This window comes from Pseudomonas sp. R2-7-07 (assembly GCF_003852355.1).
Classification (GTDB): Bacteria; Pseudomonadota; Gammaproteobacteria; order Pseudomonadales; family Pseudomonadaceae; genus Aquipseudomonas.
This window is the reverse complement of the sequence record NZ_CP027759.1, coordinates 3,423,185-3,435,980: the sequence shown is the minus strand read 5'-3', so window position 1 is coordinate 3,435,980 and position 12,796 is coordinate 3,423,185. Positions and strand designations below refer to the sequence as shown.

The window sequence follows — 12,796 nt, the reverse complement described above, 5'->3', positions numbered from 1 at the left end:
CCAGGTTTTCGTTCTATAAAAGAAGCGGGCTGGATCAGACTTCGTCGGGGCTGCGCAGGTTGGTGACTGCGATTCGCTGTTCGCGGCGCTGTTCCTTTTGGGACGGCATCTCGGCGCGGTACACGCCTTGATCACCGACGACCCAGGAAAGCGGGCGACGCTCCTTGCCAATCGATTCCTGCAACAGCATCAAGCCTTGCAGGAATGCTTCGGGACGGGGCGGGCAGCCGGGCACGTAGACATCCACGGGGAGGAACTTGTCGACCCCCTGCACTACGGAATAGATGTCGTACATACCGCCGGAATTGGCACAGGCGCCCATGGAAATGACCCATTTGGGTTCCAGCATCTGTTCATACAGGCGCTGGATAATGGGGGCCATTTTCAGGAACGGCGTACCGGCGATAACCATGAAATCCGCCTGGCGCGGTGATGCCCGGATGACTTCGGCGCCAAAGCGCGCGATGTCGTGGGGCGCCGTGAAGGCGGTGGTCATTTCCACGTAGCAGCACGAAAGACCGAAGTTGTACGGCCACAGGGAGTTTTTGCGCCCCCAGTTGACCGCGCCATTCAGCACGTCTTCCAGCTTGCCCATGTAGATGTTTTTGTGGACTTGGTCTTCTAACGGGTCGGAAACGGTTTCGCGTTCGCCGATGGGGTACTGCTCGTTAGGAGCGTCCGGGTTGATCCTGGTGAGATTGTATTGCATCGCCAAAGCCTCATTGTTTCAGCTTCGCTTGCCGCTTGCGACGAGCTTCCGGAGCCCAGTCAAGGGCGCCCACTCGGAACAGGTAGACAAGACCTGCCAACAGAATTGCTATGAAAACGAGAGCTTCGACGAATCCGGTCCAGCCGCTTTCGCGGACGGACACAGACCAGGCAAAGAGAAAGAGGGCTTCGATATCGAAGATCACGAAGAGCATCGCGACCAGATAGAATTTGGCTGAGAGCCGCAAGCGGGCGCCACCTGTAGGTAGCATGCCCGACTCGAACGGTTCGTTTTTGCTGCGGCCCCAGGCTTTTGACCCGAGGAGGCTGGAGACGCCGAGCATGAAAGCGCAAAGGCCTACAACACCGAGGAGGAAAATGGCAAAGCCCCAGTTGTGGGCCATGAGTCCTGTCGCGTCGGTCATGCTGGAAATCCTTAACAGAGAGCAAAGGTCTCTGAGCTCGAAAAAGTAACGATGCAGTGACGATATGTCGCACTGCAATCAATCGCGGTGATTTTATGGCTAAACACCGGGCAAGTAAAATTCCTGTGGCGAAATTATTCGATGGAATAAGCACATAGTGCACCGTTGTGGGGCTGTAGCCCTTGCAGCATGGGCATTAGCGGGCTTTTGAACAATTGCGTTTTGTTTGACCGGTAAGAAAGTTTTCATGGTTTAAATGATAATGAATATTGTTTGCGCAGGGTTTAAGCGAATGTTTCTCGTGTGGCGGGGGAAGTTGCCGTTACTTGTGTGATTGTCGCCGGTTGATGGAACGGATTTTGTAACCGATTTATCTGCAGCGAATACCGCTCTGGATCAAGGTTTTGCACAAATCCTCAGGCTGATCGCTTTCCAATGTGGGAGGGGCTTGCCCCCGATGGCGGTGGATCAGCAACAGATGTGCTGACTGGCACTCAGCAATCGGGAGCAAGCCCCCTCCCACAGTAGATTTTGGGTGTGGCTGAAAAAAAACGCCCCGAACCAGTCGGGGCGTGATGTTGTGCGGCACTGCGGTTAGGTCTTCCCTGGGGCCGCAATGGCCGGGTACTCAGTCACTCAGTGGAACTGCTCTTCTTCGGTCGAACCGGTCAGCGCGGTCACGGACGAGGTGCCGCCCTGGATCACGGTGGTCATGTCGTCGAAGTAGCCGGTGCCCACTTCCTGCTGGTGCGCCACGAAGGTGTAGCCTTTGGCGGCGTCAGCGAACTCCTGCTCTTGCAGCTTCACGTAGGCGGTCATGTCGTTGCGGGCGTAGTCGTGCGCCAGGTTGAACATGCTGTGCCACATGTTGTGAATGCCAGCCAGGGTGATGAACTGGTGCTTGTAGCCCATGGCCGACAGTTCGCGCTGGAACTTGGCGATGGTGGCGTCGTCCAGGTTCTTCTTCCAGTTGAAGGAAGGCGAGCAGTTGTAGGACAGCAGCTGATCCGGGTATTCCTTCTTGATCGCTTCGGCGAAGCGGCGGGCTTCGTCCAAGTCCGGCTTGGCGGTTTCGCACCAGATCAGGTCGGCGTACGGTGCGTAGGCCAGGCCGCGAGCGATCGCCTGGTCGAGACCGGCGCGTACTTTGTAGAAGCCTTCCTGGGTGCGTTCGCCGGTGACGAATGGCTGGTCGTACGGGTCGCAATCCGAGGTCAGCAGGTCGGCGGCGTTGGCATCGGTGCGCGCCAGGATGATGGTCGGCGTACCGGCAACGTCAGCGGCCAGGCGGGCGGCGGTCAGCTTCTGTACAGCTTCCTGGGTCGGGACCAGTACTTTGCCGCCCATGTGGCCGCATTTTTTCACTGAAGCCAGCTGGTCTTCGAAGTGCACGCCGGCAGCGCCAGCCTCGATCATGCTCTTCATCAGCTCATAGGCGTTGAGTACACCGCCGAAACCGGCTTCAGCGTCAGCCACGATCGGCGCGAAGTAATCGATGTAGCCTTGGTCGCCCGGGCCTTTACCGGCTTTCCACTGGATCTGGTCGGCGCGACGGAATGCGTTGTTGATGCGCTTGACCACGGTTGGCACCGAGTCCACCGGGTACAGCGATTGGTCGGGGTACATGGATTCAGCGGAGTTGTTATCCGCTGCCACTTGCCAGCCGGACAGGTAGATCGCCTGGATGCCGGCTTTTACCTGTTGCACTGCCTGGCCGCCAGTGAGGGCGCCCATGCAGTTGACGAAATCTTTGTCGGGACGGAAGGACGGCTTGGCGCCTTGGGTGACCAGGTTCCACAGCTTCTCGGCGCCGAGTTTTGCAAAGGTGTGCTCGGGTTGGACCGAGCCACGCAGGCGGACGACGTCAGCAGCGGAATAAGCGCGGGTCACGCCTTTCCAGCGTGGGTTTTCAGCCCAGTCTTTCTCAAGGGCTGCAATTTGCTGTTCACGTGTCAGTGCCATGTAGATAAACCTCGTCGTCGCGTCTTGTAGGGTTCGAAGGCCCTTGCCAGGGCCCCTGATAAGCGGGAGCGAGGCCATCATGCACAGCCTTTTTGAGGGCGTCAAATGTTTTGTAGTGCTTTTTTTCAGGCACTACATATTTGTTCCGGGACGACTCGGCGGTCAGTTTTTGGTGCTTCAGTTCAGCGTGTCGACCTTGACCCGCAAAGTCAGGTCATCGCGGCCCTGAGTAGAGTAGCTGCGGGTTGTAGGGGATTTGTCGGCTTGGGTTTCGCGGTTGACGCCGGCCAGGGAGATCCACTCGCCCAGGCGCCCGCTAACGCTTGTGTCGGTACTTTGCACGTTCACTACATCAGGACGTTCCTGGCTCATGCGGTCACGATTGGTACTGATGGCGAGGTGAACGGTCTCACCGGTGACGCTGGCGGTCACGTAGAAACCCTGGGTGACGTTGCGATACTGGGTCTGGTTCTGCAGGCGCCCGTAGCTGTCCTGCTGGGTGGTGGTCAGCGGTACGCTTTGACCGACTTGGATCAGCGCGGGTACGCCTTCACTGGCCTGGATCTGCTGGATGCCCCCGTCGCGGCTGGTAGTGCCGTAGCTGATGATGCGGGTCTGGCTGTCGCCGCTGTTCTGCTGGTTGTTTTCGTTGGTGTCGACGGTGATCAGCAGGCGTTTGGCGGGGGTGTCGAGTTGAGAGAGCAGGGTGCGCAGGTCCTGGATCTTGCCGGGGTCGGCGTTAATGATCAGTTGATTGCCGTAGGCACTCACGGTGCCGTCCTTGCCGATGAAGTTCTGCGCTACGGGCAGCAGGTCGGCGCTGGTGCGGTTGCTCAGGTTGACCACTTCGGTGTCGGCCATGGCTGATGCGCTGGCGGCCAGTAGGAGGGCGGTGAGCAGGGTGCGTAGGGACATGTCCGTTATCTCTGCGAGTCAAAGGCTGGATAGTGCCAGTTTGTCGGCCTGGCGGGTCGCAAGTTGAATACTAGACGGCAAAATGCCCTGGCAAGGCAGGGCATTTTGGGGTGTTGCTGAAATAGCCATCGGGGGCAAGCCCCCTCCCACATTTTGACCTGTGAACCCAATCAAGTGTGGGAGGGGGCTTGCCCCCGATGGCAGCGCTGCGGTCCCGGCTCAGCCCTCACGCACCATATCAACATGCGGAATCCCGACTTCAAGGAATTCATCGCTGACGATCCTGAAGCCCAGCCGCTCATAAAACGGCGCCGCGTACACCTGCGCACTGAGGAACTGCCGGGTCTGGCCACGCTTCTCGGCTTGGCCGATCACCGCTTCCATCAGCTTGTCGCCGACTTTAAGCCCGCGCCAGTCCTTGAGCACCGATACGCGTCCGATTTCGCCACTGGGCAGCAAGCGAGCGGTGCCAATCGGAAAGTCGCCTTCGAATGCCAGGAAATGCATCGCACCGGCGTCGTCCGCATCCCACTCCAGCTCAGGTGGAACCGATTGTTCAGCGATAAATACCGCTTCACGAATGCGCCGAATCTCGTCGATATCCTTTCGCCAGTCCGCGACACTTACGTGAATCTTATTCATCCGCAAACCCCAGGCTGCCTTGCTTGACCAGTTCGCACAGCAGGTCGCGACCGTCTTCGTCCGCCAGCCAAACGCCCAGATTTTCGTTGTGCAGGGCGTCTGCCGAGCACACCAGTTTCAACAGTTCGCGCAGTTTGCCCGGCAGGTAACGGCTCTGGCCGCTGGCGAACAGCAGCACATCGTCGTCCACTTCCGACCAGGCCATGCGCGCGCTCGGGTTGCGTACCAGGATCGCGCCGTCTTGCAGGCTGCTGATGAAATCGTCCTCGCCCAACTCTTCACCCGCCACCAGCTCCGGGTAGCGCGGTTCGGTCATGAACTGGCCGAACCAGGTCAGCAGCATGCGCTCGTCGCTCATGTGCTCGGCCAGCAGGCTCTTGAGGCGGTCCAGGGCGTCGCTCTGGATCTGGTGCGGGTCGCTGACGGGCTGGGCGTCGGCGTCGGTGTAGCGCTCTTCGTCGGTCAGGTACTGGCTGAGGAAGTCGGTGAAGTGGGTCAGCACTTCGGCGGCGCTTGGGGCGCGAAAGCCCACCGAGTAAGTCATGCAGTCGTCTTCGGCGATGCCGAAGTGCGCCAGGCGCGGCGGCAGGTACAGCATGTCGCCCGGCTCGAGCACCCATTCGGCACTTTCTTCGAATTCGGCGAGGATGCGCAGGTCGGCGTGCTGCAGCAGCGCGCTTTCAGAGCTGCACATCTGGCCGATCTTCCAGTTGCGCTTGCCCTGGGCTTGCAGCAGGAACACATCGTAGTTGTCGAAGTGCGGACCGACGCTGCCACCCGGCGCGGCGAAGCTGATCATCACATCGTCGATGCGCCAGCTCGGCAGGAAGCGGAAATGCTCGAGCAATTCGGCAACTTCCGGCACGAACTGGTCGACCGCCTGCACCAGCAGCGTCCACTCGCGCTCGGGCAGGGTGCTGAAAGCGTCTTCGGCGAACGGGCCGCGACGCAGTTCCCACGGACGCTCGCCGTGTTCGATCACCAGGCGCGATTCGACTTCCTCTTCCAGCGCCAGGCCGGCCAGTTCGTCGGCGTCGATCGGGCTTTCGAAATCAGGGATGGCCTGGCGGATCAACAGCGGTTTTTTCTGCCAGTAGTCGCGCAGGAATTCCCGTGCCGTGATGCCGCCCAGAAGTTGAAGAGGGATATCAGGATTCATGTGTAACCTATTGAAAAAAAGCACTTTTAAGACAGGAATAAAAACGCCCGGCGCGGCCGGGCGTCTCAAGGGTCTCGCGTGGATCAGATGCGCTTGGCTTGCTCTACAGCGTTGCCGATGTAGTTGGCCGGGGTGAGCAGTTTCAGCTCGGCCTTGGCAGCGGCTGGCATGTCCAGGCCATCAATGAAAGTTTGCAGCGCGTCGGAGGTAATCCCCTTGCCGCGCGTCAACTCTTTGAGCTTCTCGTACGGGTTTTCGATGTTGTAGCGGCGCATCACGGTCTGGATCGGCTCGGCCAGCACTTCCCAGCAGGCGTCCAGGTCAGCGGCGATTTTCTGCTCGTTGAGTTCCAGCTTGCTGATGCCTTTGAGGCTGGCTTCGTACGCGATCACGCTGTGAGCAAAGCCCACGCCGAGGTTGCGCAGTACGGTGGAGTCGGTCAGGTCGCGCTGCCAGCGCGAGATCGGCAGCTTGCTGGCCAGGTGCTGGAACAGGGCGTTGGCGATGCCCAGGTTGCCTTCGGAGTTTTCGAAGTCGATCGGGTTGACCTTGTGCGGCATGGTCGACGAACCGATTTCACCGGCAATGGTGCGCTGCTTGAAGTAGCCCAGGGAGATGTAGCCCCAGATATCGCGATCGAAGTCGATCAGGATGGTGTTGAAGCGCGCGATTGCGTCGAACAGCTCGGCAATGTAGTCGTGGGGTTCGATCTGCGTGGTGTAGGGGTTGAAGCCCAGGCCCAGCTCGTCTTCGATGAAGGCGCGGGCGTTGGCTTCCCAGTCGATCTCGGGGTAGGCCGACAGGTGGGCGTTGTAGTTGCCCACGGCACCGTTGATCTTGCCCAGCAATGGCACGGCGGCGACTTGAGCGATCTGACGCTCCAGGCGGTACACCACGTTGGCCAGTTCTTTGCCCAGGGTAGTCGGCGAGGCCGGCTGGCCGTGGGTACGCGAGAGCATCGGCACGGCGGCGAAACGGATCGCCAGCTCGCGGATGGCCTCGGCGGTCTGGCGCATCAGCGGCAGCATCACCTCATCACGGCCTTCGCGCAGCATCAGGGCGTGGGACAGGTTGTTGATGTCCTCGCTGGTGCAGGCAAAGTGGATGAACTCGCTGACCTGGGCCAGTTCCGGCAGCTTGGCCGCCTGCTCTTTGAGCAGGTACTCGATGGCTTTGACGTCGTGGTTGGTGGTGCGCTCGATCTCTTTCACACGCTCGGCGTGCTCCAGGGAGAAGTTTTCCGCCAGGGTGTTCAAGACCGCGTTGGCTTCGGCGGAAAACGCCGGCACTTCGCTGATGGCAGGGTGAGCGGCCAGGCGCTGGAGCCAGCGCACTTCAACCAGGACACGGGCACGGATCAGGCCGTACTCGCTGAAAATAGGGCGCAGGGCCTGGGTTTTGCCGGCGTAGCGGCCGTCAACAGGGGAAACCGCAGTGAGCGAAGAAAGCTGCATGGGGTGTTCTCGGACAGTCGGGCAACGAAATGGGGCGCGTATCATACATGAAAACATTCGCCGGTCCGTCGCCAACTGACCGGCGTATTACGCGTAACAGCTTGAAAAAGGTCTGCTGGTGCGACTTATTCGTTGCGCATCAACGGGTAAAGCTCTTTGAGCAATTTGCGCCGGCTGATCACCAGTTGCCAGCGATGGCCACCCAACTGCCGCCACAACCGCGCCGAACGAATACCCGCCAGGAGCAGGGCGCGGATTTTCGAGGCGTTGTTCGGTTGTTGCAGGTTGCGCATGTCGCCGTGCACCTGGATGCGCTGGCGCAAGGTGCTCAGGGTGTCCTGGTACAGCGCGCCACAGGCGGCGATCACATTCTCGTGGGCCGGGCCGAAGTGCTCCACCTGGGACTGGATCTGCGGCAGGCGCTTGCCAATGGTTTCCAGCAGGTCGTCGCGCTTGGCCAGTTGACGCTCCAGGCCGAGCATCGACAGGGCGTAGCGCAAGGGTTCGCGCTGCAGGGTGCTGGGGTCGCGTTCCAACGCGCCGATCAGGGCGCGGTAACCTTCACGCAGCGCCAGGTCGTCGCCACCGTAGACTTCCAGGGTGTCCTTGGGGTCGCGGATCAGCAGGCTGCCGAGCATGCAGGTCAGGCCCGCCTCGGTGACCTGGCCGGTCTTGGCGATCTTGTCCACCAGCACCGCTGCAAGGAAAACCCCGCCCAGCGCGGTCAATTGCTCCTGGGTCGGGCTCATGCCGGGTTGCTCCAGGCCTGCGCGACTTCAATCACGCCGCCGCCCAGGCAGACTTCGCCGTCATAGAACACCACGGATTGGCCAGGGGTGACTGCGCGCTGCGGGTCATCGAAGGTGGCACGGTAGCCGGTAGCGGTTTTTTCCAGGGTGCAGGGCTGGTCGCTCTGGCGATAGCGCACTTTGGCGGTCAGGCGGCGCGGGGTGCTCAGGTCGATGGGGTTGACCCAATAGATTTCTGAAGCGAGCAGGGCACCGGAGAACAGCAAGGGATGCTCATTGCCTTGGCCGACGATCAGCACATTGTTTTCCAGATCCTTGACCAGCACGTACCACGGCTCTTCGCCGGCATCTTTCAGGCCGCCGATGCCCAGGCCCTGGCGCTGACCAATGGTGTGGTACATCAGGCCGTGGTGGCGCCCGATCACTTCACCGTCGGTGGTCTTGATCTCGCCCGGTTGTGCCGGCAGGTATTGCTTGAGGAAGTCGCTGAAGCGGCGCTCGCCGATAAAGCAGATTCCGGTGGAATCCTTCTTCTTGGCGGTGGCCAGGCCGTGTTGTTCGGCGATCCTGCGCACTTCGGGCTTTTCCAGTTCGCCCACCGGGAACAGGGTCTTGGCGATCTGTTCACCGCCGACGGCGTGCAGGAAGTAGCTCTGGTCCTTGTTCGGGTCCAGGCCCTTGAGCAGTTCGGTGCGGCCATCGATATCGCGGCGGCGCACATAGTGGCCGGTGGCAATCAGATCGGCGCCGAGCATCATGGCGTAGTCGAGGAACGCCTTGAACTTGATCTCGCGGTTGCACAGGATATCCGGGTTCGGCGTGCGCCCGGCCTTGTATTCGGCGAGGAAGTGCTCGAACACATTGTCCCAGTACTCGGCGGCGAAGTTGGCGGTGTGCAGCTTGATACCGATCTTGTCGCACACGGCCTGGGCGTCCGCGAGGTCGTCCATGGCGGTGCAGTATTCCGTTCCATCGTCTTCTTCCCAGTTCTTCATGAACAGGCCTTCCACCTCATAACCCTGCTCCATGAGCAGAACGGCGGAAACGGAAGAGTCCACGCCGCCGGACATGCCGACGATGACGCGCTTCTTTTGTGTGTCAGAAGGGGCTGGATCACGCATAGGGTTTCAACGGGTGTCTTGAAAAAGGACGCGATTCTAGCAGGCCTGGGCCCGCAAGGCTAAAGAGAAGGGCGGATCAATTCCAGGCTGTGACGCTGGCCAGCCAGATAATCATCGATACAGCGGATGATCAGCTCGCTGCGCCAGTCGTCGCGCAGGCCCAACAGTTCATCACGGGTCAGCCAGCGGGCCCGCAGGATGCCTTCGTCGAGTTGATACTCCGGGTGGTGTTTCAGGGCCTTGGCGATAAAGCAGACCCGTTGATAGGTCACGCCATTGCTCGGGGCTGTGTACAGGTAGATGCCGACGATGCCGGTGGCTTCGACGTCCCAGCCGGTCTCCTCGAGGGTTTCACGCACCGCGGCTTCGGTCAGAGTTTCGTTTGGGTCGAGATGGCCGGCCGGCTGATTGAGCACAGCGCGACCGCCCTTGAGTTCCTCGACCATCAGGAAACGGCCATTGTCTTCAACGATCGTGGCGACGGTGATGTGGGGGAGCCAGGTCATGGGATGCCTCTCGATTCAGGATACAACCCGCTCTTCAAGCAGAATTGCGGTCAGTGTGGGAGGGGGCTTGCTCCCGATAGCGGTATGTCAGCCAGTACATTGGCGGCTGACACGCCGCCATCGGGGGCAAGCCCCCTCCCACATTTGGATTCGGTTTCTTCAGAGCTGATGCATAAGCAATCTGCATGATACATCTGACATTTTATGATTTTACCGATTTCAGCACATGGCGCAGCTTATCTCTCCAGGACTATCAGTTTGGAGAGTGTCATGAACCCGGTTGCTCATAAACGCTACCAAGTGCGCCTTACATCGCCACTGCCCATAACGTTCATCCTGCTGTGGAGTTCCGGCTACATCGGCGGTGCGTTCGGTGTGCGTTATGGCGAGCCCTTCACCATGACGTTCTATCGATTTGCCTTGGCCGCCCTCGTGTTCCTGGGGGTGGCGCTCGTCATCAAGGCGCAGTGGCCCCGGCGGCTTACGCCTTACCTTCATGCGGCGGCAGTCGGCCTGCTTTTGCAAGCCCTGCAATTCGGCGGTCTCTACACCGGGATAAGTCAGGGCGTCCCAGCTGGGCAGGCGGCGTTGATCGTCGGGCTGATGCCGGTGTTCGTCGTGATCGGTGCCTATTTCTGCTTGGGTGAACAATTGAGTTGGCGCGATCTGCCGGGTTCGATCCTGGGTGTTGGCGGCGTGGCCATCGTCGTGGCCAGCAGTTTTTTTGGCTCCGAGGCGTCAGTTGGCGGTTACGGCGCGGTGGGCTTAGCGCTATTGGGTATCACGCTTGGCACGCTCTATCAGAAGCGTTTCCTTGGCGGGGTGAATCTATGGGTGGGTTGTTTCATACAGATGGTTACCGCGTCACTGGTCATGTTGCTGTTGGCATATACCACCGAAACCATGCAGGTGACTGAGTGGGCTCCGTTCGCAGCATCTGTGGCCTGGATCACGCTGATGAACTCCGTGGGTGCGCTGACGCTGCTCTATTTGATGATTCGGCGCGGGGAGGCGAGCAAAGCGACGAACTTGTTTCATATGATTCCAGCGGTCACGCAGATTATGGCGTCGTTGGTGTTGGGTGAGGTGCCGAGTATTGTGGCAATAGTGGGGTTTATTGTTTCGGGGGCTGGGGTTTATTTAATGAATCATTCGCGAACGAAGTGAGCTACTCATTATTTAAACCGGCCTATCAGGAGAATAATAATGTCTAACATCGAGATAACTGATAAAAAGCTATTTGACAATGAAATACGTCGTATTGGAGGTGGGGTGTATGTTGACAAGCTCGATGCTCTAATTTTCAAGCCTTACGATATTGATGGGCGCAAGGGCGTTTCAATATTTTATCTTTATGATGCGCGGATTAATGCGAAAGGACCAGTTGCTGCGTTGATTCGTTACGCCGGTGGAGCTCTAACACCAAGGCATAGACATTTGGGTTGGGAGTTAATATTGGTGGTTGATGGTGAGCTTGTTGATGATAGAGGCCGACATGCTAAAGGAGCATTACAAATATACCCGCCTGGGTCTACACACCAACTTTCCTCTCCATCAGGTTGCACGTTTCTTGTGGTTTGGGAGCAGCCGGTTAAGCCTGCGCCGGATCAGGATGCAGAGGCTGCAGTATGAAAGTTGTAAGCGAGCGACAGGCGGCAGAGCTAATTGAAGATGGATGGACAATCATACCGGGAGGGTTTGGTAGTTGTGGACATCCTGATGGGCTTACTCGGGCAATCAGCGATCGTTTCAAGCGGGAAGGACGGCCTCGTAATCTTGGCCTGCTCTTTGCCTCCGCTGCTGGAGATCTTAACGGAAGGGGCGTGGACATTTTAGCCCAAAGTGGCTTGGTCGCTAAGGCCATTGGAGGATTCTGGGGGCTTGTACCGCAATTGGGAAATATGGCGCGCCAAGGGGAGATAGAGGCACATAACTGGCCGCAAGGCGTGATCAGCCAGCTATTTCGTGCGATCGCGGCGAAGAAACCTGGTGTGATCTCGAATATAGGCCTCCATACCTTCGTTGATCCCGACCACCAAGGTGCGCGCTTGAATCAACGAGCGGAATGCACGCTGGTTCAGAAGATCGTTATTAACGGAAACTCAACGCTTTTTTTTCCCGCACTTAATGTTAATTGTGCGTTATTGAGAGGGACGTTTTGTGACCCTTTAGGAAATATTTCGATGGAGCGGGAAGTGTCTTATAGTGATGCGCTCGCGCAGGCAATGGCAGTCAAGAACAGCGGTGGCATAGTGATTGTGCAGGTTGAAAGCTTGGTAGGGTTGCATGATATTGAGCCGCAGGATGTAAAAATACCCGGAATATTGGTCGATTATGTGACGGTGTCGCGCCCTGATGAGCATCCTCAAACTTATGGTGAGGCGCATAATTCAACATTTACACGTCCGGGAGTGCTCATTCCCAGTGTAAGTACGATGTCATGCGCTGAAAGAATAATTGCCAAAAGAGCCTTACAGGAAATTCGGTACGTAAATGCGCGCGTTATCAATCTTGGCATCGGTATACCGGTGGCCGTCGGCCAGATAGCTGAAGAATTGGGCTGTGCGGATCTAATGAGCTTTACCGTTGAATCTGGTGTTATAGGTGGTAGGCCTGCACGTGGATTGTCGTTTGGGGCCAGTTATCGTCCAGTCAGTATTATTGAGCAGGCGGCGTTGTTTGATTTTTATGAGGGCGGTGGGATTGATGTGGCGTGCTTGGGCTTTGCTGAAATGGATAGCTTCGGCAATGTCAATGTTTCGAAGTTCGGCCGTAGGCTACAAGGTGCCGGCGGTTTCATCAATATCTCTCAGTCAGCTCGATATGTCATTTTTTGCGGAACTTTTACAGCGATAGGATTGGTGCTGGGTATAAGTGAAGGGAAGCTGCGCATAGTCCGGGAAGGTCGTGTAAATAAATTTGTTCGTCAAGTCTCGCATATGACTTTTAATGGCGCCTACTCTCAATCATTGGGCCAAAAAGTTATATTTATCACGGAGCGAGCTGTTTTTGCATTAAGAGATGGGGTGGTGTATTTAGAGGAAGTTGCTCCAGGTATAAGTGTCGAGCAAGAAATTATGCCCTTCATAGAAGGCGGGTTTGTAGTGTCGGGCACTTGCAAGTCTATGTCGGATGATGTTTTTTCGATGTAAGTG

13 protein-coding genes are annotated in these 12,796 nt (G+C 58.1%); 3 read left to right on the top strand and 10 right to left on the bottom strand.

Translation table 11 applies throughout. From position 1 onward, the window contains the following. Positions 1–34: 34 nt before the first annotated feature. The 10 genes from C4J86_RS15675 to C4J86_RS15630 all read right to left on the bottom strand — a co-directional run bounded on the left by C4J86_RS15675 (position 35) and on the right by C4J86_RS15630 (position 9,641). On the bottom strand, positions 35–709 hold the full coding sequence (locus C4J86_RS15675) for an NADH-quinone oxidoreductase subunit B family protein (RefSeq protein ID WP_124367418.1): 675 nt from the start codon (positions 707–709) through the stop codon (positions 35–37). A gap of 10 nt (positions 710–719) precedes the next feature. Then, the gene (locus tag C4J86_RS15670; protein WP_003192109.1) at positions 720–1,133 is read right to left on the bottom strand and encodes an NADH-quinone oxidoreductase subunit A; all 414 of its coding nucleotides are present in this window, start codon (positions 1,131–1,133) and stop codon (positions 720–722) included. A gap of 636 nt (positions 1,134–1,769) precedes the next feature. Continuing rightward, complete coding sequence (gene aceA, locus C4J86_RS15665; RefSeq protein ID WP_124367417.1) at positions 1,770–3,095, bottom strand: isocitrate lyase; 1,326 nt, start codon at positions 3,093–3,095, stop codon at positions 1,770–1,772. Positions 3,096–3,272: 177 nt separating this feature from the next. After that, on the bottom strand, positions 3,273–4,010 hold the full coding sequence (locus C4J86_RS15660; RefSeq protein ID WP_124371074.1) for a secretin N-terminal domain-containing protein: 738 nt from the start codon (positions 4,008–4,010) through the stop codon (positions 3,273–3,275). Between the two features lie 219 nt (positions 4,011–4,229). Next, positions 4,230–4,652: a GNAT family N-acetyltransferase gene (locus C4J86_RS15655; RefSeq protein WP_124367415.1), complete on the bottom strand. Its 423-nt coding sequence runs from the start codon at positions 4,650–4,652 to the stop codon at positions 4,230–4,232. Beyond that, positions 4,645–5,811, bottom strand: a complete 1,167-nt coding sequence (locus C4J86_RS15650) for a cupin domain-containing protein (protein ID WP_124371073.1) — start codon at positions 5,809–5,811, stop codon at positions 4,645–4,647. The genes C4J86_RS15655 and C4J86_RS15650 overlap by 8 nt, the downstream gene beginning before the upstream one ends. Positions 5,812–5,894: 83 nt before the next feature. Further along, complete coding sequence (gene purB, locus C4J86_RS15645) at positions 5,895–7,265, bottom strand: adenylosuccinate lyase (RefSeq protein WP_124363294.1); 1,371 nt, start codon at positions 7,263–7,265, stop codon at positions 5,895–5,897. A 125-nt stretch (positions 7,266–7,390) separates the two neighbouring features. Further along, the gene (gene hflD / locus C4J86_RS15640) at positions 7,391–8,014 is read right to left on the bottom strand and encodes a high frequency lysogenization protein HflD (protein ID WP_017137510.1); all 624 of its coding nucleotides are present in this window, start codon (positions 8,012–8,014) and stop codon (positions 7,391–7,393) included. Beyond that, entirely contained in the window at positions 8,011–9,135 is a 1,125-nt protein-coding gene (gene mnmA, locus C4J86_RS15635; protein ID WP_124371072.1) for a tRNA 2-thiouridine(34) synthase MnmA, read from the bottom strand. The genes hflD and mnmA overlap by 4 nt, the downstream gene beginning before the upstream one ends. A 59-nt stretch (positions 9,136–9,194) precedes the next feature. After that, positions 9,195–9,641 (bottom strand): NUDIX hydrolase, encoded by a 447-nt coding sequence (locus C4J86_RS15630; protein ID WP_124371071.1) that lies wholly within the window; start codon positions 9,639–9,641, stop codon positions 9,195–9,197. A 270-nt stretch (positions 9,642–9,911) separates the two neighbouring features. Between C4J86_RS15630 and C4J86_RS15625 the strand changes: the two genes are divergently transcribed. Genes C4J86_RS15625 through C4J86_RS15615 form a run of 3 tightly spaced genes read left to right on the top strand, consistent with a single transcriptional unit; the run spans position 9,912 to position 12,793 of the window. Further along, positions 9,912–10,808 carry a DMT family transporter gene (locus C4J86_RS15625; protein ID WP_124371070.1) on the top strand — a complete coding sequence of 299 codons (897 nt, stop codon included), beginning with the start codon at positions 9,912–9,914 and terminating at the stop codon, positions 10,806–10,808. A 39-nt stretch (positions 10,809–10,847) separates the two neighbouring features. After that, entirely contained in the window at positions 10,848–11,273 is a 426-nt protein-coding gene (locus C4J86_RS15620) for a cupin domain-containing protein (protein WP_124371069.1), read from the top strand. Next, a complete protein-coding gene (locus C4J86_RS15615; RefSeq protein WP_124371068.1) occupies positions 11,270–12,793 on the top strand; it encodes an acyl CoA:acetate/3-ketoacid CoA transferase in 1,524 nt (507 codons plus the stop codon). Before C4J86_RS15620 ends, C4J86_RS15615 begins: the two co-directional genes overlap by 4 nt. Positions 12,794–12,796 lie beyond the last annotated feature (3 nt).